Source organism: Gracilibacillus phocaeensis, assembly GCF_900626275.1.
GTDB classification, from domain to species: Bacteria; Bacillota; Bacilli; order Bacillales; family Amphibacillaceae; genus Gracilibacillus; species Gracilibacillus timonensis.
This window is the reverse complement of the sequence record NZ_LR131145.1, coordinates 42,480-63,594: the sequence shown is the minus strand read 5'-3', so window position 1 is coordinate 63,594 and position 21,115 is coordinate 42,480. Positions and strand designations below refer to the sequence as shown.

18 protein-coding genes are annotated in these 21,115 nt (G+C 41.1%); 14 read left to right on the top strand and 4 right to left on the bottom strand.

Annotated features, from left to right (window positions below; genetic code table 11):
- Window positions 1-76: 76 nt before the first annotated feature.
- Window positions 77-781 (bottom strand): GntR family transcriptional regulator, encoded by a 705-nt coding sequence (locus E0E32_RS16410; RefSeq protein WP_066185944.1) that lies wholly within the window; start codon window positions 779-781, stop codon window positions 77-79.
- Window positions 782-940: 159 nt separating this feature from the next.
- Here E0E32_RS16410 and E0E32_RS16405 point away from each other — a divergent pair, with 159 nt between their 5' ends.
- The 7 genes from E0E32_RS16405 (at window position 941) to E0E32_RS16375 (ending at window position 11,648) form a co-directional block, all read left to right on the top strand.
- The gene (locus tag E0E32_RS16405; RefSeq protein ID WP_066185941.1) at window positions 941-2,857 is read left to right on the top strand and encodes a beta-glucoside-specific PTS transporter subunit IIABC; all 1,917 of its coding nucleotides are present in this window, start codon (window positions 941-943) and stop codon (window positions 2,855-2,857) included.
- Window positions 2,858-2,869: 12 nt separating this feature from the next.
- Entirely contained in the window at window positions 2,870-4,324 is a 1,455-nt protein-coding gene (gene bglA / locus E0E32_RS16400; protein ID WP_066185937.1) for a 6-phospho-beta-glucosidase BglA, read from the top strand.
- 194 nt (window positions 4,325-4,518) lie between these two features.
- On the top strand, window positions 4,519-5,355 hold the full coding sequence (locus E0E32_RS16395) for an MBL fold metallo-hydrolase (protein WP_078059867.1): 837 nt from the start codon (window positions 4,519-4,521) through the stop codon (window positions 5,353-5,355).
- Between the two features lie 55 nt (window positions 5,356-5,410).
- Window positions 5,411-6,175 carry a TIGR01458 family HAD-type hydrolase gene (locus tag E0E32_RS16390; protein WP_165445057.1) on the top strand — a complete coding sequence of 255 codons (765 nt, stop codon included), beginning with the start codon at window positions 5,411-5,413 and terminating at the stop codon, window positions 6,173-6,175.
- Between the two features lie 29 nt (window positions 6,176-6,204).
- Window positions 6,205-6,600, top strand: coding sequence for a nucleoside 2-deoxyribosyltransferase (locus tag E0E32_RS16385; protein ID WP_130860246.1), 396 nt, complete (start codon window positions 6,205-6,207; stop codon window positions 6,598-6,600).
- 1,196 nt (window positions 6,601-7,796) lie between these two features.
- Complete coding sequence (locus tag E0E32_RS16380; RefSeq protein ID WP_130860245.1) at window positions 7,797-9,254, top strand: protein adenylyltransferase SelO; 1,458 nt, start codon at window positions 7,797-7,799, stop codon at window positions 9,252-9,254.
- Between the two features lie 87 nt (window positions 9,255-9,341).
- A complete protein-coding gene (locus tag E0E32_RS16375) occupies window positions 9,342-11,648 on the top strand; it encodes a polyprenyl synthetase family protein (protein WP_130860244.1) in 2,307 nt (768 codons plus the stop codon).
- Here E0E32_RS16375 and E0E32_RS16370 read toward each other — a convergent pair.
- Window positions 11,645-11,920: a hypothetical protein gene (locus tag E0E32_RS16370; RefSeq protein WP_165445056.1), complete on the bottom strand. Its 276-nt coding sequence runs from the start codon at window positions 11,918-11,920 to the stop codon at window positions 11,645-11,647. The two genes, E0E32_RS16375 and E0E32_RS16370, sit on opposite strands and share 4 nt — an antisense overlap.
- A gap of 100 nt (window positions 11,921-12,020) precedes the next feature.
- Here E0E32_RS16370 and fabI point away from each other — a divergent pair, with 100 nt between their 5' ends.
- From fabI to E0E32_RS16345, 5 genes are all read left to right on the top strand, one after another.
- Complete coding sequence (fabI, locus tag E0E32_RS16365; protein ID WP_066185919.1) at window positions 12,021-12,800, top strand: enoyl-ACP reductase FabI; 780 nt, start codon at window positions 12,021-12,023, stop codon at window positions 12,798-12,800.
- 261 nt (window positions 12,801-13,061) lie between these two features.
- Window positions 13,062-14,042, top strand: coding sequence for a D-alanyl-D-alanine carboxypeptidase family protein (locus tag E0E32_RS16360; RefSeq protein WP_066185917.1), 981 nt, complete (start codon window positions 13,062-13,064; stop codon window positions 14,040-14,042).
- 23 nt (window positions 14,043-14,065) lie between these two features.
- Window positions 14,066-14,947 carry an ATP-grasp domain-containing protein gene (locus E0E32_RS16355; RefSeq protein WP_130860242.1) on the top strand — a complete coding sequence of 294 codons (882 nt, stop codon included), beginning with the start codon at window positions 14,066-14,068 and terminating at the stop codon, window positions 14,945-14,947.
- Entirely contained in the window at window positions 14,944-15,792 is an 849-nt protein-coding gene (locus tag E0E32_RS16350) for an ATP-grasp domain-containing protein (RefSeq protein WP_130860241.1), read from the top strand. Before E0E32_RS16355 ends, E0E32_RS16350 begins: the two co-directional genes overlap by 4 nt.
- Window positions 15,793-15,797: 5 nt before the next feature.
- The gene (locus E0E32_RS16345) at window positions 15,798-16,646 is read left to right on the top strand and encodes a metallophosphoesterase (RefSeq protein ID WP_066185909.1); all 849 of its coding nucleotides are present in this window, start codon (window positions 15,798-15,800) and stop codon (window positions 16,644-16,646) included.
- A gap of 328 nt (window positions 16,647-16,974) precedes the next feature.
- Here E0E32_RS16345 and E0E32_RS16340 read toward each other — a convergent pair whose 3' ends face one another.
- A complete protein-coding gene (locus E0E32_RS16340) occupies window positions 16,975-17,355 on the bottom strand; it encodes an SLAP domain-containing protein (RefSeq protein ID WP_165445055.1) in 381 nt (126 codons plus the stop codon).
- 193 nt (window positions 17,356-17,548) lie between these two features.
- Here E0E32_RS16340 and E0E32_RS16335 point away from each other — a divergent pair, with 193 nt between their 5' ends.
- Window positions 17,549-19,090: a PTS sugar transporter gene (locus tag E0E32_RS16335; protein ID WP_066185903.1), complete on the top strand. Its 1,542-nt coding sequence runs from the start codon at window positions 17,549-17,551 to the stop codon at window positions 19,088-19,090.
- An 83-nt stretch (window positions 19,091-19,173) separates the two neighbouring features.
- Window positions 19,174-19,686 (top strand): GNAT family N-acetyltransferase, encoded by a 513-nt coding sequence (locus tag E0E32_RS16330; RefSeq protein ID WP_066185898.1) that lies wholly within the window; start codon window positions 19,174-19,176, stop codon window positions 19,684-19,686.
- 65 nt (window positions 19,687-19,751) lie between these two features.
- Here the strand turns inward: E0E32_RS16330 and E0E32_RS16325 are convergent, their stop codons facing one another.
- Window positions 19,752-21,113, bottom strand: a complete 1,362-nt coding sequence (locus tag E0E32_RS16325) for a PFL family protein (protein WP_130860239.1) — start codon at window positions 21,111-21,113, stop codon at window positions 19,752-19,754.
- Window positions 21,114-21,115 lie beyond the last annotated feature (2 nt).

Here is a 21,115-nt window from a genome sequence, read left to right as displayed (position 1 = left end):
AATCCCTCCAATGCGCTTATCAGGCGCTGAGGGATTATTTCTTCGAGATACAGCTAAAACCTCATCAATATGCTTCTTAAAGCCCCGTTCCAAGTAGAAAAAACTGTGATTGTTCATGATTATAGGTCACTTTTGAGAAATCAAATGGCGTACCATTGGCAAGGAAGAAAATACTTTCCATAATTAGCTTAGGATCAGCTGTAGGCAGCTTTAAGTATTCTGATTCCTCATCTGTCAGCTTCCCTGTCTTAATATACATTTCGGAAAAACCAATATTCAAACCTAATCCTTCGCGAATGTAATCAAAAATCGATTCGGTTACAATTTGCTTATTTAGATAGGTGACAATTGATTTATCATAATAAGATTCCTCTAGACAAAGAGTCTGACCACTGATATAGCGAATTCGTTTGACATGGTAAACATCTTGATCTTTCGCAATTTGTAAATTATCGGCAGCTTCTTGTGTGGGCTTTACTATCTCCAAGCTTATCATTTCCGTGGTAATATCAAATTCTTCTAAATCTTTTTTAAACCCTTGGTTAGATAATAGGTTTATGTACCCCCGCCGGCTTTTTCGTCTTACAAAAATTCCACTGCCTCGAACCTGAAAAATCAACCCTTTTTTTTCTAATAAATCTAGTGCCTTGATAATTGTGCTCTTGCTTGATGAAAAATTTTCCATCAAGGTTTCTAAGACTGGCAGCTTAGATCCCTGTTGAAGTTGGTGCTGTTCGATATAATGTTCGATTTGATTGGCGATTTGTTGGTATTTCAACATGGATGATACCTCACATTCTATGGATAACTAGTAAAATTATATCATACGTTAAACCCAATAGACAAAACAAAAAATGAACAATGACATTATATATGTATTGACTAATTATAACGGTACAATTATAATGTTTGTATAAAATCCTGAAGGGAGTACGGAGACATGGCGGAAAAAGTGAGAGATTACACCAAGCTAGCCGGTGATATTTTAGAAGCGGTTGGTGGAGAGGAAAACTTGGAAAGCGCAACAAGATGTGCGACCAGATTACGCCTTGTTTTAAAACATACCGATCCAAAAGCTAAAGAAAAAGTAAGTGCTATGCCTGGTGTTATCACCGTTGTAGAAAATAGTGGTCAATTCCAAGTCGTCATTGGTCAGCACGTTGGCGAGGTATATGACGCACTTGCCAGTCAGGCCGATTTCGAAGCGGGCGACGGTGAAAATGAAAATAAAGGGACGATTCTTAACCGTGTCATTGCCACAATGTCAGCGGTATTCGCGCCATTTGTGTATATTTTGGCTGCGGCTGGTATTTTACAAGGTACGCTTATCTTAATTAATTTGATCTTTCCTGCCTTTGGAGAAACTGGAACGTATGAAGTATTCAGCTTTATGTCTTGGGCCCCGTTTACGTTCTTGCCGATTTTTATCGCGATAACGGCCTCCAAACACTTTAAAGTCAATACTTATATTGCCGTTGCGGCGACAGCGGCTTTGGTTACACCGGAATGGGCGGATATGGCGTCCAGGATTTCAAGTGGAGAAACAATCACCTTCTTAGGAATTGCCTTATCAGAAACAACATATACATCTTCTGTATTGCCGCCATTATTCTTGGTTTGGATCTTATCGTATGTAGAAAAGTTCCTTAACAAGAAAATGCCTGAGGTGGTACGACCATTATTTGTACCATTTTTTAGTATTGTCATCATGGTGCCAGTTGTCTTATTAGTCATTGGACCACTATCTACTTGGGGTGCAAATGGCATTGCTAATGGTTATAACTTTTTAGCAGAAGCATTTCCACCGTTAGCAGGCGCCATAATCGGTGCGTTTTGGCAGATTCTTGTTATTTTTGGAGTGCATTGGGGGATTACGCCGATGGTACTTTCCAATTTTGAACAATATGGGATGGACTCCTTTCAAGCGTATCAAACGATTGCTGTTGTTGCGCAGGTCGGTGCTGTATTAGGGGTTGTGCTAAAAACAAAAAATCGTGAAACAAAAACAGTAAGTACCTCTGCTGGTATTACGGGAATCTTTGGTATTACAGAACCAGCAATTTATGGGGTCACACTGCGCTTTAAGAAACCGTTTATTTATGGATGTATCTCAGGTGCCGTAGGTGCGATTGCAGCCAGCTTCTTTAATCCCTATTATTTTGCCTATGCTGGCTTGCCAGGGCCAATAACGATTGTGAATGCCATTAATATGGATGAGTACCCAATGTCAATCTTCGGTATTTTACTTGGTGCGGCGATTGCTATTGTGTTACCAATCATTCTTGTACAAATCTTTGGTTATGGAGAAGATACGGCGAAAGAAGGAAGTAAGGAATTAGCAGCAGAACAAGGATCAACAGAAGCGACAGATACGGGTGCCTCTAGCCAAGAAGCTGCACCTAACGAAGAAGAAGTACATGCGCCATTAACAGGGAAAGTAATCCAGCTTGGTGATGTGCCTGACGAAGTATTTAGTTCAGGTGCCATGGGTCAAGGAATTGCCATCGATCCTATTGATAATAAACTATATGCACCAATTGACTGTAAGGTGGCCATGATAGCACCAACGAAACACGCTATCGGTTTGCAAACTAAAACAGGTGTAGAGATATTGCTACATGTAGGGTTAGATACTGTTGGTTTGGATGGGGAGCCATTTCAAGTAAAAGTGGAAGACGGTCAAGAAGTACAACAAGGCGATGAGTTACTAGAGTTTGACCAGGCGTTTATTAAAGATAAAGGATTACAAACAATTACCCCGATTATCGTAACAAACATGGGTGAGTTTCAAGAAATAGTGTCAGAAGATGTCCAACAAGTAACGGCTGGAGACAAATTATTTACGATTGTAAAATAGGAGGAATATGATATGAGTAAATTACCTGAAGATTTCTTATGGGGTGGCGCACTAGCTGCTCATCAATTCGAAGGTGGATGGAATGCTGATGGAAAAGGACCTAGTGTAGTAGATGTGTTAACCGCGGGAGCAAATGGTGTAGCCAGGCGAATTACCGATAAAGTGGAACCTGAAGAATTTTATCCTAATCATGAAGCGATCGACTTTTATCATCATTATAAAGAAGATATTGCGAAGTTTGCCGAAATGGGATTGAAATGTTTACGGACATCAATAGGCTGGAGCCGTATTTTCCCTAAAGGGGATGAAGCAGAGCCTAATGAAGCTGGATTACAATTCTATGATAATGTTTTTGATGAACTGATCAAGTATGGTATTGAACCAGTGATTACCTTATCACACTTTGAAATGCCATTACACCTAGCCCGTGAATATGGTGGCTTTCGCAATAGGAAAGTAGTAGATTATTTTGCCAAGTTTGCCGAGGTTTGCTTTAATCGTTATAAGGATAAAGTGAAATATTGGATGACTTTCAATGAGATTAATAATCAAATGGACGTCCGAAATCCACTGTTTTTGTGGACCAATTCAGGTGTAACCGTTGAAGAAGGCGAAGACGCCAAAGAAGTGATGTACCAGACGGCGCACCATGAGTTAGTAGCAAGTGCTTTAGCTGTTGCTAAAGGGAAAGAAATTAATCCAGCTTTCCAAATTGGTGCGATGGTTTCCCATGTGCCAATTTATCCTTATTCATCCAATCCGGAAGATGTCATGCTTGCTGAGGAGTATATGCGTGATCGTTACTTTTTCCCAGATGTGCAAGTGCGCGGATATTATCCAAGCTATGCCAAGAAGGAATTTGAGCGTAAAGGCTATGATATCGTGATGGAAGCTGATGATGAGGCAATATTACAAAAAGGAACTGTCGATTATCTTGGATTTAGCTATTATATGTCTACCACTGTAAAAAGCGGTGATGTGATGGATGATTCGGCTGATGTAACAAATGGCGGTTTGCCACATGGAGTGGAAAACCCATATATCAAAACCAGTGACTGGGGCTGGGCGATCGATCCGACTGGATTGCGTTATACGCTTAATCGCTTCTATGATCGTTATCAATTGCCGATGTTTATCGTTGAGAATGGTTTCGGAGCGATCGATACGATAGAAGCCGATGGTTCGATTCATGATGAGGCACGAATTAACTATTTACGTTCCCATATTGAGGCATTAGAAGAGGCCGTGATTTATGATGGAGTGGACTTGATGGGGTATACTCCTTGGGGAATTATTGATATAGTTTCCTTTACAACCGGAGAGATGAAAAAACGTTATGGCATGATCTATGTTGATCGTGACAACAAAGGAAATGGAACGATGGAACGTTCTAGGAAAGATTCCTTTGAATGGTATAAACAAGTGATTGCGACAAATGGAGCAGATTTAAGTTATCATCGTAAGTAGAAACGGGGAAATCTTGAGATCCATTAGCGATTTGCTTAGTAAATGAAATAACCATTTATTAAAACCTAAGTCTAGTAGCGATATGTTGACGGTGCTAGGCTTTTTATTGCTGAAAATGATATAGCTAGTTATTGTATTTGTCCTATATATTCGGTAAGATAAAAATTATCAATGAAGAAAGGGCAGGTGACAGAATGGTTTATAAACAAGGCAGTGAACTTACTAAAGAAATCCAATCAACAGAGGTGTATTCAAATGAAGTAGCCATATGGAGCTTGGGTCAGTCTGGCGTTATTCTGAAGGATAAGGATACAACTCTCTGCATTGATCCTTATCTAACCTATTCGATTGAGACAGGCAATCCAGATTCAGATGGAAAAAGAAGCTTTGCGCCACCACTAGAGCCAAGGCAATTGCAAGATATCAACGCGGTACTTATTACACATTTTCATGCGGATCACATGGATTTAGAAACGTTAAAGCCCATAGCGAAGGTGTCCGAAAAGACGAAATTCGCAGCCCCTGCTTCTCATGCCGATCAGCTTAGTGAACAGGGAATTGATCGATTGATTCGAGTGGCAGATGAATCAAGCTTTGAGATCAATCAGATAAGAATTACTCCTGTAGAGGCAGCCCACACTGAGTATGAACGGGATGAAGAAGGGAATCCCTATTATTTTGGCTATTTTATTGAAATGAATGGTGTGCGTGTTTTTCATAGTGGAGATACCGTTGCAACCAAAGAAATTTTGGAAAAGGTACAAGCCTTAAAGCCTGATGTTGCATTTTTGCCGATCAATGGTCGAGATTATGCGCGTACGGATAAAGGTTTGATTGGTAACATGAACTATCGAGAAGCGGCCGATTTTGGTGTAGCCGTTGGAACAGATTTGATTATCCCCAATCATTTTGACATGATGCCGAAAAACAGTGAGAATCCAGCCTATTTTGTTGATTATCTTTTTTCACACTATCCAGATCAGAAGTTTCATATGTTTACTGCAGGAGAGCGGTTGATTTATCGGAAATAGTAATTTTGATAGCGATTCAAACTAGTAAGGTATTAGCAAGGGGCTGAAAGTGTTGGTGAAGGCATTATTAATTGATCTAGAAGGTACGTTATATTTCAAAAACAGACCGATTACAGGGGCAAAGGAAGCAATAGCGCATGTAAAAGATCTTGGGATTCCATTACGATTTCTGACTAACACAGATTCCAAAACCCCGAAGGACATGGAAAAGAAACTACAGCAAATGGGATTTGATATTACGGAAGCAGAGATTTTCACTCCAGTAACTGCCATGTTGCGATTTTTCCAAAAACAGGACTCAAAGAATGGGTATTTTCTCGTTAGCTCAGCGCTGCAGAAAGTAGTTGCGCCTTATGCTGTGGAACAGACATCGGCAGATTATGTAGTGGTTGGTGATTTTCGTGATCAAATGAATTATCAAGTTCTGAATAAGGCGTTCCAACATATTATGGCTGGTGCGGAAATTATCGCCCTGCAAAAAGGGAAATATTTTATTAGGGAGAATGGCTATAATCTGGATACCGGTTCCTTTGTCCAGATGTTAGAATACGCTTCGAACAAGGAGGCATACGTATTAGGAAAGCCCAGTAAGCAATATTTCTCCTTAGCACTTGATGAGCTTGGGGTAACAGCGGAAGAAACTGCTGTAGTAGGTGATGACCAGACAACAGATATACTAGGGGCAGAGGGCGTTGGTGCTACAGGGATTCTTGTTAAAACAGGAAAATATGCGGAAGTAAATGGGAGTCAAGTCAAAGTTGAACCGAATAAAGTGATTGATTCCATAAGCCAACTTCCTCTGATTTTAAAAGATATCTAAATCGAGATAATTGATAAGGAGGAGTTGCTGTGCATTTTTATATAGCCTCAAGTTTTAAAAATAGGAAAAAGGTAAAAGAACTTGCTAATAAATTAAAGCAGAGAGGTTATACCTATACTTATGATTGGACTCAAAATGAAAAAGCCAATTCTTTTGAGAGGTTATCTAATATTGGAGAAAAAGAACGTGAAGGGGTAATGAATGCAGATTTTTTCATTATTCTATTGCCAGGAGGTAAAGGGAGTCACATTGAATTAGGGATTGCTCTTGGACTGGGAAAACGAGTTTTTTTATATTCACCGGCTAATGATATATACGAATATGATAAAACATGCACTTTTTATCATATAAAAGGTTTAAATCGTTTTGTTGGAGCATTTGACTCGTTTACGGATTATTTATTAGAACATGAAGATTTAAATTGAAATGACATTTAATAAGTTGGTTTAAATAACTTTAGGCATGAGCAAAAGATAATAAGAAAAACCGGGCAAAATTCGCCCGGTCCTTTACCGACCACTCAAAGAAGTTAATGAACTGCCGATAAGATGGATGATGTAAAGTAGTTTGCTTTCTTTAGTGGTGAGTTTGCCCGTTTTTTTGTGCTAGGCGAGCGCTGCGGGAATATGCTGCGCTTTCCATGGGGACGGCTTCAGCTAACTAAAAAGAAAAGCACTTTTTAGTGGATCTTCAGCTCGTCCTGTTCCCATAGGAGTCTTCGCATATTCCCTCCGCTAGGTAAAAGTATAACAATGGTTGTTACTGCTAGAATGAAGGGTTCTAGGTACCTAGACAGTATTGTAGCAAAAGGAGAAAATCGTCAGCTGATTCTTCGGTTGCGTAATGATCATGCTACAAATATAAAAGTCATAACGTAGGATCAAACCGTTCTCAGAAAAAGGTTATGCGGTTTGCTTATTGGCAGAAATATAGTGTCTGGAACACTTCATCTTCGCAACCATTCGATTGTAGTGCTACTACCCAGCGGAGGAAATAGGTGGAGACTCCTGCGAGAAAAGCGCAGTGTGAAGACCCCGCAGGAAGCGATCTTTGCTGACGAGGAGGCTGAGCCAAGCTCGCGGAAAGCGGAACCTATTTCCGGAGCGTTTCCTAGCATTGACAAACAATCAACTTTACTACATGGAATAATGGAACTAGATACTTTACATCATACATCTTATCGGTATCACCATTCGTTCAAGATCAAAATCGGTCCACATCCTTTCATACTCAGAATTTTATACTTTCTTATTTTTCAAGAAAAAAGAATTGGGAACCACTCCAACTCCTCTTTCACTACGTTTACATGCTTCACGAGATTATTTTCACATCCATGTTTTAGAATGGGAATGGTGGTTTTGTTGATAGGATCATCGCTTATCTTGTTCCTGTTAAAGCAAGGGTTATCCAATACCGAATATTCAATTTATCTATCGTGTGTGGTTAAAAAGTGAATGATCAAACAATCGATAAACAGGACAAAAAAGTAACCTTTCTCTGCTTTGGTAGTCATTCCGCAATCAAATCTCATGAATAGTAACGACAAACAGTGGTATGTTATGCTAAAAGAAATATAATAGCTTAACGTCAAAAACGCCATTAAATTTACGAGGTGATACAAATGATAACCGACCAGAATCCAGGATGGCATTTACGTCATAAATATCAGGATCTTCCTGATATTTTCTATTCTTCCGTTGGTCCGACCGAAGTAGCGCAGTCGAAAATCGTTCTCTTTAATGAGACATTAGCCGAGGAACTGGGGTTGGATGACACCCTGCTTCGTCAACTTCCAGACATTTTCACAGGAAATCAGTTGCCAGATGAAAGTAAGCCAATTGCTCAAGCATATGCTGGTCACCAGTTTGCTTCTTTCACCATGTTAGGGGATGGAAGGGCTGTCCTGCTAGGTGAGCAGCAAGCCGACGATGGAAGATTGTATGATATCCAATTAAAAGGTGCTGGGCGAACCCCTTATTCACGGGGTGGAGACGGACGGGCAGCATTGGGTCCTATGCTTCGAGAATATTTGATTAGTGAATCTATGCATGGACTGGGTGTGCCAACTAGCCGAGGATTAGCGGTAGCCACCACTGGGGAAAAGGTATATCGAGAAGAGGTCTTGCCGGGCGCAGTACTGACAAGGGTAGCGGACAGTCATATTCGTGTTGGTACCTTTCAATATGCGCGCCAATGGGGAAGCAAACAAGATTTGCAGGCACTAGCGGACTATACGATCGACAGGCATTATCCAGAAATTGCAGAGGACGAAAATAAATACTTGTCCTTCTTACACAAAGTGGCCGAAAGACAAGCCGCTTTAATTGCAAAATGGCAGTTGGTTGGTTTTATACATGGTGTAATGAATACCGATAACGTAGCCATTAGCGGGCAAACTATTGACTATGGTCCCTGTGCCTTTATGGATCGCTATGATCGCCAAACGGTTTTCAGTTCGATTGATCTCGAGAGGCGTTATGCTTATGGAAATCAACCCGAGATAGGCGCTTGGAACATGGCGCGTTTTGCTGAATCTTTGTTAATACTGATCGATGAAGAGGAGGAAAAGGCACTTCCACAAGCAAAAGAGGTTATTCAAAACTATTTAAGCTTGGTAGAATCCTATTGGTTGGATGGTATGAGGGCTAAATTAGGGATCGTAGATAAAACGGATGAAGATAAGGTGCTAATCGAGCGGTTGTTGAATTTAATGGAGCAGCATCGTGCCGATTTTACCAATACTTTTCGAGCCTTGACGCTTCTACAATTTGATCCTGCCTCAAGATTGTTTCAAGCCAAGGCCTTTCAAACATGGTTTCAAGAATGGCAAAGTAAATTGGCGCTGCAGTCAATGACTGTAACAGAAGCTTATCAACTTATGAAACAGCATAATCCTTCTGTTATTCCAAGGAATTATTTAGTTGAAAAGGTATTGGACGAAGCAGTGTCCAATAATGATTATCAGCCTTTGTATGACCTGTTGGCAATTATGCAAAATCCTTATGCCTATACAGAAATGCAAGAAGCATATGCCGCTGATCCACCTGACGAAGCCTATCAGACTTTTTGCGGTACGTAAGCAAGCAGACGAGTCGAACTTGTCTGCTTTTTCACTTCTATCTAAACATGGTATACTAAGAAAAAAACGACAAGGATTGGTTATACCATGAGTGAACACTATTATGAAATGAAGCTGCGGCAGGCAGAGGATTATTTTCAATCATTACAAGCACAAGCAACCTCCAGTCATTTCGTCGATGCTTTGATAGATGACTTGCAACAATATGAAAAGTCCAAACAAAATATATGGGTGAACTTGGATAAGAGTGCTTCTCAGCTTGGACCATCACTCCTTACACAACTAGCTAGAGCTGGAATGTTGGATCATTACTTATTTCGCAGTGTTTCTTATATTTATTTACGGGATTTAGGGCGAGACGTTACTACACCAGTTATGCAAAAACGAATAGCAGAGATAACCAAAAGCGTGAAAGGTTACCTGAAAAAAAAGCAGCAGCGACTGTCCTTTGATTTAGCTGAATTATACCGATTAGCACAACAAGAATCGCTGGAAACTGTTTTTTTCTGGGTAACAGACAAGTTATCCAATATTTCTACATTAATGCCAGAAGGTATGGATCCCGCAGAAGCCAAACGTAAATTGATTAAAATTATTGCAGGCGTAGTGATCCACGAAATCGAAGAATTAAAGGATGAAACATCGTTGCATATAAGACAGCAACGGCTGGATCATGCGGTACGTATTGGTTATTATTATGGTTTAACGTATCCATTTATTGATGACCTACTGGATGCAGCTATCTTATCTCCGCAAGAAAAACAGAATTTCAGTTTTTTTATTCGGCAAACGTTATTAACTGGAGAGGTTGTTCCGCTTGAGGCTCAAGATTGGCAAGAGCAGAATCGTGATTTGATTCAAGCGGTACATGATGAGTTGGCGGAGGCGTTTACTTTTTTGAAGAATAATCAACCAGTTGAACGAGTGCAAGACTTTTTAGATAATGCCTATCTTTTCTTTCAGTCACAGGAAATTGATCGTAACAAGTGCCTGGATGATCCTTCCTACACAAACCATCAGTTATATGTGCCAGTCATTCTTAAATCAGCATCTTCGCGACTCATCGTGCGATCCTTTCAATCCTATTCCGAGGACAAACAAGTGGAGGATAATCTATTTTATTACGGTATTTATAATCAATTGTCAGATGATTTGACGGATTTACAGCAAGATTTAGCGTTGCAGAGTGTGACGCCGTATACCTATTTTCTAACCTATGCGGATGAGCAGGCGGAAATACGCAATCCCTTCCTGATGTACTGGTCGGTTATTTATTCTTTTATCCATACGGTTCATCAAGGAAAGTCAGAGATACGAAACCTGATATTGGACCGTGTGATTAATGGTTTGCAACGCTTGCAGGATCGGCTGGGTAAGGAGCGTTATCAGGCAATCATGCAGCAAATTTCCTTCGATGCCCGCTTTGATCAAGTCCTAAACCAAGTCGTTCAAAAAACAAAAAATGTAGCCTTTTTTGATAAATTAATGCGCGATCAATTATTAGATACTTTACGGAAAAAAAAGCAAGCGAAAGAACATTTTTTATCCATTATGAAAGATACCAAGTGGCAAATAGACCGTTATTTAAGACTGGATTCGCCTGAAAATGATTTGGAGAAGGCTGTTAATTACAGCTTAGAGGGCAATGCAAAGCGGGTTCGCCCGATTATGACCTGGGTAATGGCAAAAGAAGGGTTTGGACTAAGTGAGGCATTTATTCTTCCACTGGTGAAATCTGTAGAGTACATGCATACCGCTTCGTTGATTTTCGATGACCTGCCTTCTCAGGATAATGCCCCAACTAGAAGAGGTAGACTGACACTACATGAGAAATATAACCATGCACTAGCAGAATTAACCGCCTTATGGATGACACAGAATGCCGTCGAGGAACAGGCATCGATGAAAGAGGCTGATCCGACACTGGTGCTACAGCTTATCGCTTATTCCACTAGGACAACACAAAGGATGTGTCAGGGACAACTAGTTGATTTAGAGGCAAAAGGTAAGACATTACAGCTAGCAGAGTTGAAAGAATTATCGGTATATAAAACAAGTCTTGGATTCGAAGCGGCACTGATGATGCCATTAATTATGGCAGACGCACCAGAGGAAATGAAGCAGGCTGCTGCTCAATTTGCCTATCATGCAGGTATTGTTTTTCAAATCAAAGACGATCTATTGGATGTGGAAGGAGAGAGTACAGCGTTAGGTAAGCAAGCTGGGCTTGATCGACTGAACCAAAGTGCAACCTTTGTCTCTATACTGGGAATAGAAGCGGCAAAAAAGGAAATGTGGGAGCATTATCAAGAAGCTGTCCTTTGTCTCAAACAGCTTCCTAGCTTGTCTTTCTTTCAACAGCTGCTAGATTTTATCTTATTCCGTAAGCATTAATAACGAGTCATGGTTAAATAGAAAATAAACACTAATAAGCCACCAAATCCAATGATATATGCTAGGAAAACAGGGTTAAATAAAATTGGGTGTTTGGCCGTTATTTTGGTATCTTGATCATGTTCCTGTTCTTGCTCATTAACCGTTTTACCAACGCGAATGGTATAGATAAGGCCAGCTACGCCAACGATAACGACAAGAATCGATAAAAAAATAACCACGGGTTTGGTCACCACCTTCCGCTTATTGATGATTAGTTTGTTACAGAGCATGTGAAATTATGCAAGAATGTTTTTTATTTTCTTTGGCAGTTATGTTATATTAGTATGAGGTACTAAATCGTAAGTCACACCGGTTGTGAAGGAGGATATAATGGATAATTTATTAAAACTAAAGGATAAGAATATTGTCATAATGGGTGTAGCAAATGAGCGCAGTATTGCGTGGGGAGTGGCGAAATCTCTTCATCAAGCTGGTGCCAATTTGATTTTTACATATCGGAAGGAACGTTCGTTAGCGAAATTACAGAAAGCGTTAGACAAAAACGAGATAGAAGCAAGGCTGATTGTTGCTTGTGATATTAATCATGATGAACATATCAAAGAGGCTTTTGCGGCAATCGGAACAGAAGTTGGTACCATCCACGGATTGGTTCATTCGATTGCTTTTGCTCATGGAGAAGATTTAAAGAATCGTTTTGTGGAGACAAGTAGAGAGGGATACGCCTTTGCTCAGGATACCAGTGCTTATTCCTTAATTGCCGTCGCCCGCGAAGCACAAACTTTGATGACAGAGGGTGGTTCGATTATTGCCATGACCTATCTGGGTGCGGAGCGTGCCGTGCCAGGTTATAATGTGATGGGCGTTGCGAAGGCCGCGTTGGAATCTGCGGTGAAGTATTTAGCCTTAGACTTAGGTGAGCAGAATATCCGAGTCAATGCTATCTCTGCTGGAGCGATCCGTACCTTAGCAGCGAAAGGAATTCCGTCTTTTAACGAAATTTTACACAAAATAGAGGCAGAAGCCCCATTAAAACGAAACGTAACGCAAGAAGAAGTTGGCGATATGTCTCTAGCCATGCTCAGTCAACTAGCTCGTGGTGTAACGGGTGAAATTGTCTATGTTGATTCAGGTTATAACATTCTAGGGTAAACCATGATCCATCAGCACACCTTTGCCCTGCTGATGGATCATTTTTGTCACAGTATGAAGTGTCCGGAAAATCCAAGAAATTAGGTGAGGGATGAACATTAAACATCCACTTAAGCCTCGCGCTTATCTATCAGTGGGGCTGTGTAGCAGGCTAAGTTTGCGACAGCCATAACGTCTGCGCTACTACGTCCTGTTTGTTAAAAACCCTTCCACTGATGACAGTCTCGTTTTATCAAGTACACATAGAGATGGAGAATCATAATGAAAAAACGATTAATGTGGTTGATTTTATTAATAGTTGTTATTTGCAGCGTGTTTTTTATTGCTTTTGATTTTAAACAGACTTTGACCGGTAGTATGGCGCCTGGCTCAAGCACTTCTGTTCTTAGTCATAGCTTGCCGGAGAACATTATGGATCGATTCTGGTTGATTGATGAGGTCGATTTAGAGGCGGAGTCGGCATTGCTCATTGAGGCAGATACAGGGCATGTCCTGTATGAGCATAATAGTGAGTTATCCGTACCTACAGCAAGTATGTCGAAAATGATGTCTGAAGTCCTTGTATTAGAGGCGATTGAAGCGGGGGCACTTGACTGGGACGATACCGTCAAACTCAGTGAATACGCCTTAGCTATCTCAAATCATCCCGGATATGCCAGTGTTGGTTTGTCGGATGATCAAGCCTACACGGTGCGCGAGTTGTTTGAGGCGATGGCTGTTTCTTCCGCAAATGGCGCCACAATCGCTCTTGCCGAAGCAGTAAGCGGTACGGAACAAGCCTTTGTACAGGAGATGAATTTGAAAGCAGCGGAACTGGGACTAGAGGATTCCTCGTTTGTAAATAGTACGGGACTAGACAATTACTTATTAGGTGATTACTATTCTACCGGTAACCTTAATGATACAAATAAGATGTCAGCAAGGGACCTGGCGAGTCTCGCAAGTTATTTACTGGATACGCATCCTGCCGTATCACAGGTGATGAGTCAGCCACAATATAGCAAAGGGAATTTGACCTCTCCCAATACGAATCAAATGCTATCTGGTGAGTTAGCCTATGATGGTGTGGACGGCTTAAAGACAGGTTATACGGATATCGCTGGTTATTGTTTTACTGGAACTGTGGAGCGTGATGGCGTGCGCTTAATCTCTGTTGTAACAGGAACATCGAGTGAAGAACAGCGTTTTATTGATACGGCCTCTCTATATGAACAGGCCTATGATTTAATCGATAATTGGTGAAAACAGTTGGGAGGCGAGGAGAGATGGGAAAAACTGGCTGGATTGTTTATAATGGCAATTTATACACCAAAAAATTCTCTGAACAAGTAGAATGGCTGCTCTATAGCGCCAAACAACTGAATATCGAAATGGAGGCAATCGCTAACCATGACCTGCTGGTGATGACCGATCAGACCGGGCCTACCTTGTTGACAGACAAACAAGCCCCGGATTTTGTGTTTTTTTGGGATAAGGACTTGTTTTTAGCCAGACAGCTGGAGCATCAAGGGATACGCCTTTTTAACAGCGCCAGAACGATTGAAATTTGTGATGATAAGGCATTGACCCATGTAGAGCTAGCCAGCCATGGTGTTCCAATGCCTCGAACGATTATTGCGCCAAAGGTATATGTAAAGCTGGAGGATGATCGCCACCTACAGAAGGTAATGGAGACAATCAGATTTCCGATGATTATTAAGGAAGCATTCGGATCATTTGGTGAGCAAGTTTATTATATTGAAAATGAAGAGGTATTACGAAAAAAGGTTCGTGAACTCGGTAACACTCCCTATATTTTTCAAGAATATCTCCCATCAAGCTATGGTAAAGATATCCGTCTGCATGTGGTTGGTGATCGGGTCGTGGCGTCGATGCTGCGAAAATCAGACGATGACTTCCGGGCAAACGTAACAGCGGGCGGGCAGATGTTTCCTTATCAGCCAACCAAGGAGGAGGAAGCATTAGCCATAAAAACTAGTCAGTTGGTTGGTGCCGATTTTGCCGGAGTGGATTTATTGTTTGGTCCCAAGCAAGAGCCGATTGTTTGTGAAATCAATTCAAACGCTCATTTTAAGAATATCTATGATTGTACAGGGATAGATATAACAAAGGATATGCTTTCTTATATTAAGGAGCAATTATCATGAAGGGATGGTTGATTTATCGAGAGGAAGACGCAGAGAGGAATCAAGGGTTTATCACATGGCTGCAAGAAGAAGCGATTGAACAAGGTATTAACCTCAAGCTTGTGCTCTATCATACCCTTTCCTATGGTGTAAGGGATGGTGAGCTATTTGTAGATGCATGCTCTACTCTTCCTGATTTTGTTATGATGCGGGTGATGGACTCTCTATTATCCCAGCAATTTGAATACTTACAGATACCAGTTTTTAATAAGGCGAGGGTAGCCGAGATTGCTAACAATAAGGCCAAGACACATCAGCTCTTTGGTAGTTATGGTATTGCGATGGCGGACACCTATTTCTTGGCAAAAGATCAAGTGAATGCTTATGCGATGGAGCACCCGTTTATACTGAAAGAAGCAAAAGGCAGAAGCGGAAAACAAGTGTATAAAATAGAACAGCAAAAGGACCTGCCTAACGTAGATGGGGAACAATATATAGTCCAAGCAGCTGCTGTATATGGCAAAGATTTACGTGTGTTTGTGATGGGAAATGAAATAATTGGAGCAGTTCTGCGCTCTTCTGATCATGATTTTAAGTCCAATTATTCATTAGGTGGAACGATTAAGTTGTATACCTTATCTGAACAAGAAAAAAATGTGGTCAAACAGATTATGGATATTTTACCGGCCGATTTTATCGGAATTGATTTTGTTTTTGATGAAAAAGGAAGGCTGTTGCTTAATGAAATAGAAGATGTGGTGGGCAGCCGCTCTTTAGTAGATTTGACAAATATCAATATTGCCTCTATGTATATCAGATATATAGTAAGCACACTGTTGAATGGTAGTCGAGCGAGAGGAAAGTGAGAAATATGTCGAATAAACCATCGAAACCTTTTTACAAAAAGAAAGGCTTTCATCTTTTGACGATATGCTTATTGTTGGTGATGATTACGGTAAAGGTATACAGGGATACGAGTATATTTAAGCTGAATAAGATGCAACTAGAGAGTGAAAAGCTGGAAAAGGGAGATCGTTTTCAAATTTTACAGTTGACGGATGTCCATAACAAGGTGTTCCGCGATAATAATGACAAGCTTGTGGCAGAAATTGAGCAAACAAAGGCCGATATCATCGTAATAACCGGTGATTTAGTCGATCGAAAAACGGATGAATTGCAGGATGTGTTAAGCTTGGTGGATCGCTTGTTAGAGGTGAATCCACAGCTTTTCTTTGTCACTGGTAATCATGAATGGGAAAATTGTCACTATGGTTTATTAATGAATGAGTTAGCGTCTAGGGGTGTAACAATTCTTCACAATGCTAGTGAACAAGTGGAGCTCAATGGGGTAAGCGTTAATTTAGTTGGTATTGATGACGCCTCGACAGAACGTGAAGACCTACGACAGGCTTTTCATCAAGTAGATACAGACCAATATACCATTTTGTTATCTCATACACCGAATGTGACACAACATTATGCAGGAATTCCTGCTGACTTGATTTTGAGTGGTCATACACATGGCGGGCAAATCAGGTTCCCCATCATTGGCGCGCTTGTCGCTCCAGACGATGGGCTTTTTCCGAAATTAGAGAAAGGATTGTATCCTTTGGGTGAGCAGCAATATTTATATATTGACAGTGGCCTTGGTACGACAGGTGCTCCCATTCGTTTTTTAAACCAAAGTCAATTCAGCTTGATTGAGGTCACTAACGACTAGCATTCCGTTTACCGATGGAATGCTTTTTTGTAACAGGCAAAGCAAGTATTGCAATGGCGAGATTCGGGTATAACACTTCCTAACTATAAGAAAAAGCTGATAAAAATAGATCGACCAACCAACTTACTTATCTATTTTACCGACAGTGCTATTTGTTTTGGTTAGTACTAAAAGACTGGGTGTGATCGCATCTGTGAATTCAGAAAACATCTTTATAAAAGAGGTATAAGGGCGTCAACTTTCTTGATTTTATCTTCTTGCTTCGCTTGATGGTTGACTTTATTAATACCAAATAACATTATAAAAAAGTTCTTTGTTTTATTGTTTCTTAAGCCTGCGTAACCATTTCCATAGATGAAGAGTCAATCTCTGCAGGCTGTGTAACATCGGTGAAGATAAATGTCCATGGCATGCTTGTGTTTGTCGGGAGTCGCAGTCTGGGATCGGTGATGGAGAGCTTGGACAGAAATTGTTTATTTGATAGCAAATGTATGGTCTCGCATGTCAAATCAATGGTTTGGTTCGAAGTGTTATGGATAAGTACAGTAACAAGTAGGTGGTTGTGATGATTGACCGCTATATGAACGATGGTAAAGGACAGATCATGATGTGCCGTATCCTTCGTTTGTTGAAAAAGAGTTTCCAGTCTTTGGCGATCCTGAGAACTGATTGTACGATCCCAAGCTTCGGTAAATATTAGTTGCTGCACACGAATGCACCTCCTGAAATGATAGGGCTTAACTGTCCTTCATCGTGATATTACTATCTTAACAGGGAGTAGAGAGATAAAACAAGATAATTCTTTTAAAAGAAAAAATATTCAGATAATAGACTGGTATCTCAGCCTATCTTTTCTTATAATAAAGGAAGTTGCATCATTTTAAGGAACATGGGGGCACAATATGAAAAGAATAGCAATTATAGGAAGCAGTGGGGGAAACCTGTATAATCTGGGAGGAAAACATCCACAGCAATTATTAGAAGAGATAGAGAAACAAGCAGAGAGTGCAGGCATTTCGATTACAGCTGTTCAATTTATTGCAGCCAATGAGTCAATGGATGCTATCAAAGAGACTACCGAGGCAGCTATCTGGGAGAAGAATGAACAAGGCATGCACCCAGGGAAAAGTAATTTATTAATAGATATTAATGAACGAACGAAAGAAATCGACCAAGCGATTGCCAAACAGATAAGAGCAGGGGATATTGACGGGCTAATTGTCATGAGCGGTGATCCAGAAGGAGCCAATCTAAATGCCTTATCGGCCGCAGCGGAAACAAAGATACCTATTGTGGGAACAGGTGGGACTTCGATGGCGGCTATTGCTTCCATGGGTTGTCGTGTCATTTCCACTTCTGGCACAACGGGAACGACTAATAGGACAAGGGCGGTTTCCTTCATCACCTCGTTAAGTAAAGAATTTCAGCTTACCTACCGGCCGATTTTGGGGAGCGGGGATCGTGAGTTATCCAACGGGAGCGGTTTGCGAAATATCAGCATCCGCGGTATTATGATGGCCTCGTTACCAGGTTTTATCGCTTTGGCGTTAGTATTAGCATTAAGCAAGATTCCGGGTTTAGGAGCATTAGGCGATGTGTTTGATGTGTTATTAGGTGCTTTACCAGTTATGATTGCCGTTATTGCTGCCAAACAGATTTCTGAATTAGACGAGGTATCGATTGTAGCTGGCGTTATTGCAGGTATCTTATCGGTAGATGGAGGAATTATTGGTGGTTTAGTTGGCGGTATATTGGCTGGCTTAACCGTGAGGCTGTTATTTCGAAAATTTGTCGAATGGCGTTTCCCGATGACAACCGTTAATATTGGAGCCGGAGGAATATCGGGGCTTATCGCCGGATTATTGGTATTCTATTTGATCGCTCCGGTTGCTTTATATATTGGGGATGGTATTAAATGGCTGCTTGAAACGACGATTGCGTTTAATCCCATCGTCGCCGGAGCTATTGCAGGTATCTTGATTTGGCCAGCTATCATTGGCGGTATTTATCATGCGGCGATTCTCCCAATTGTGCTATTGGATATGGAGCAAACAGGTAATAGTTTTTTGGGCGCGGTCGATATGGTCGGATTGGTGATGGTGGCAGCTGGTATTAATCTTGCCAATATTATTAAACCTCGTGAAAAAAGTGAGGCAGCCGTCGCAGCCCCGGGGTTTGCGATTAATATGGGGTTTGGAACGTTTGTGGAATCAGCCTATCCGTTTATGTTTTCGAGCAAATGGATATTTGGCGGTGCGTTGCTTTCAGCTGGAATCGGTGGCGCTTTAGTTGGCTTTTTTGATATCAGGGGAACGGCCTATGTGCCAACTTTCACAGCACCATTGTTAGCCAACAATCCTGCTGGTTTTATCATTGCAATGCTCGTGCCATGTGTGCTGGCTTTTATCATTACATTAACCGTTAATCTTATCCAGCGGAAATAAACATGAAATAACTCTTTTAAGGCTGTAGTAGTTAGATATTCATTTATTTCTAAGCTTAGTTGGGAAGAGAGAGGTGCTGTTTGATGTCTGGAAATATCCAAATTAGATTAGTACAAGAAAGTGAAAAATCCGTGCTAAGACAATTAATGGAACTATATTCATATGACTTTAGCGAATTCACTGGGATTGATGTGAATCTGTATGGTTTCTATGGCTATCGCTACTTGGATCATTATTGGACGGAAGCTGGCAGATCCCCATTTTTTGTGCTAGTGGATGGAAAATTGGCTGGATTTGTACTAGTTAATGATCATTGCCATATATCGAAGGAGGATAATGCTCGTTCTATCGGAGAGTTTTTCATTATGCGCAAATATCGAAAGACAGGAGTCGGTTCTAAAGCAGCTGCTCTGATTTTTCAACAATTCACCGCACACTGGGAAATACTTGTACATCCTGAAAACCAGGTTGCGGATAAATTTTGGCAAAAGATGATCGAACAGTATACAGATGGGAACTATCTAACAAAAAAAGTAGTAACAGAGGATTGGGAGGGTACGGGATATACCTTTTTTAGTCAAATCAATAAACGGTGATGGACTTGCAACACGCCAAGTAATCAAAATAAAACAAAAGAAAAGCTTCTTCTGCTTTTCTTTTGTTAATTAATCAGTGATTGAAGCGGTGCCGGAATTCGCCCGCCACGCTTGATCAGCTTGTCCGAGTTAAAGTTATTGACACCGATAATGGGTGCACGTCCAAGTAAACCACCAAATTCAACGATATCTCCTGCTTCTTTTCCTATCACAGGGATGATCCTTATCGCCGTTGTTTTTTTGTTGATCATACCGATCGCGGCCTCGTCTGCAATAATCGCAGCTAGTGTCTCCGGACTAGCGGAACCTTCTAATGCAATCATGTCTAAGCCAACTGAACAGACACAGGTCATCGCCTCTAATTTCGAAAGGTTAAGCGCACCATCCTCAATACCGCGAATCATACCATTGTCTTCACTTACTGGGATGAACGCCCCGCTAAGTCCACCCACATATGAACTGGCCATCGCACCACCTTTTTTGACGGCATCGTTCATTAAGGCCAAGGCCGCAATCGTTCCATGCGTTCCCACACGTTCTAGTCCAATCTCTTCTAAGATTTCTGCCACACTGTCATTAAGTGCGTTCGTGGGTGCCAAGGATAAATCCATAATGCCGAATGGTACTTGTAAACGATCAGCCACGACACGTCCAATCAGCTCACCGGCTCGGGTGATTTTGAAGGCGGTGTTTTTAATCACATCCGCCACCTGGCCAAGGTCCGCATCAGGGTAGCGTTTGAGTGCATTCAGTACAACACCAGGTCCGCTGACTCCAACACTTAACACCGTCTCACCTTCTCCTGCACCATGGAATGCCCCTGCCATAAATGGGTTATCCTCAACCGGATTACAGAAAACAACCAGTTTGGCGCAACCGATACTATTATCTGTTTTGGTGAATTCTGCAGTTTCGTGAATAATCTTACCCATTTGCGCGACTGCATCCATATTGATCCCTGTACGAGTCGTTGCCACCGAGATGGAGGAACAGACTCGCTCTGTTTGACTTAATGCCTCAGGGAGGGCATCTAATAAAACCTGGTCTCCTTTAGAAATTCCTTTATGTACGAGGGCAGAAAAACCACCAATAAAATCAACTTCTAATGCTTGAGCCGCTTTATCCAATGTAATAGCAAGTTCAACAGCTTCTTCCTTGGTAGCATGCCCTAACAATTCAGAAACAGGGGAGATGGCGATACGTTTATTAATAATCGGCACACCATATTCTTGAGCCACTTGATTCGCTGTAGCCTGCAAGTTTTGGGCAGTGGTAGTAATTTTCTGATACACCTGTTCCTTTACTTTGGCAAAGTCATGATCAGCACAATCACGTAGACTGATTCCCATCGTAACGGTACGAATATCGAGGTGTTCCATTTCGACCATTCGAATGGTCTCTTGTATTTCTGTAAAACCAATTGGCATGT

Bases quoted from the DNA above. Each gene is read 5' to 3' on its own strand.
- bglA (WP_066185937.1), top strand. From the start codon at position 2,870: ATGAGTAAATTACCTGAAGATTTCTTATGGGGTGGCGCACTAGCTGCT.
- E0E32_RS16355 (WP_130860242.1), top strand. From the start codon at position 14,066: ATGGGAAAAACTGGCTGGATTGTTTATAATGGCAATTTATACACCAAA.
- fabI (WP_066185919.1), top strand. From the start codon at position 12,021: ATGGATAATTTATTAAAACTAAAGGATAAGAATATTGTCATAATGGGT.
- E0E32_RS16410 (WP_066185944.1), bottom strand. From the start codon at position 781: ATGTTGAAATACCAACAAATCGCCAATCAAATCGAACATTATATCGAA.
- E0E32_RS16350 (WP_130860241.1), top strand. From the start codon at position 14,944: ATGAAGGGATGGTTGATTTATCGAGAGGAAGACGCAGAGAGGAATCAA.
- E0E32_RS16330 (WP_066185898.1), top strand. From the start codon at position 19,174: ATGTCTGGAAATATCCAAATTAGATTAGTACAAGAAAGTGAAAAATCC.
- E0E32_RS16375 (WP_130860244.1), top strand. From the start codon at position 9,342: ATGAGTGAACACTATTATGAAATGAAGCTGCGGCAGGCAGAGGATTAT.
- E0E32_RS16325 (WP_130860239.1), bottom strand. From the start codon at position 21,113: ATGCCAATTGGTTTTACAGAAATACAAGAGACCATTCGAATGGTCGAA.
- E0E32_RS16345 (WP_066185909.1), top strand. From the start codon at position 15,798: ATGTCGAATAAACCATCGAAACCTTTTTACAAAAAGAAAGGCTTTCAT.
- E0E32_RS16405 (WP_066185941.1), top strand. From the start codon at position 941: ATGGCGGAAAAAGTGAGAGATTACACCAAGCTAGCCGGTGATATTTTA.
- E0E32_RS16395 (WP_078059867.1), top strand. From the start codon at position 4,519: ATGGTTTATAAACAAGGCAGTGAACTTACTAAAGAAATCCAATCAACA.
- E0E32_RS16380 (WP_130860245.1), top strand. From the start codon at position 7,797: ATGATAACCGACCAGAATCCAGGATGGCATTTACGTCATAAATATCAG.
- E0E32_RS16335 (WP_066185903.1), top strand. From the start codon at position 17,549: ATGAAAAGAATAGCAATTATAGGAAGCAGTGGGGGAAACCTGTATAAT.
- E0E32_RS16360 (WP_066185917.1), top strand. From the start codon at position 13,062: ATGAAAAAACGATTAATGTGGTTGATTTTATTAATAGTTGTTATTTGC.
- E0E32_RS16370 (WP_165445056.1), bottom strand. From the start codon at position 11,920: ATGCTCTGTAACAAACTAATCATCAATAAGCGGAAGGTGGTGACCAAA.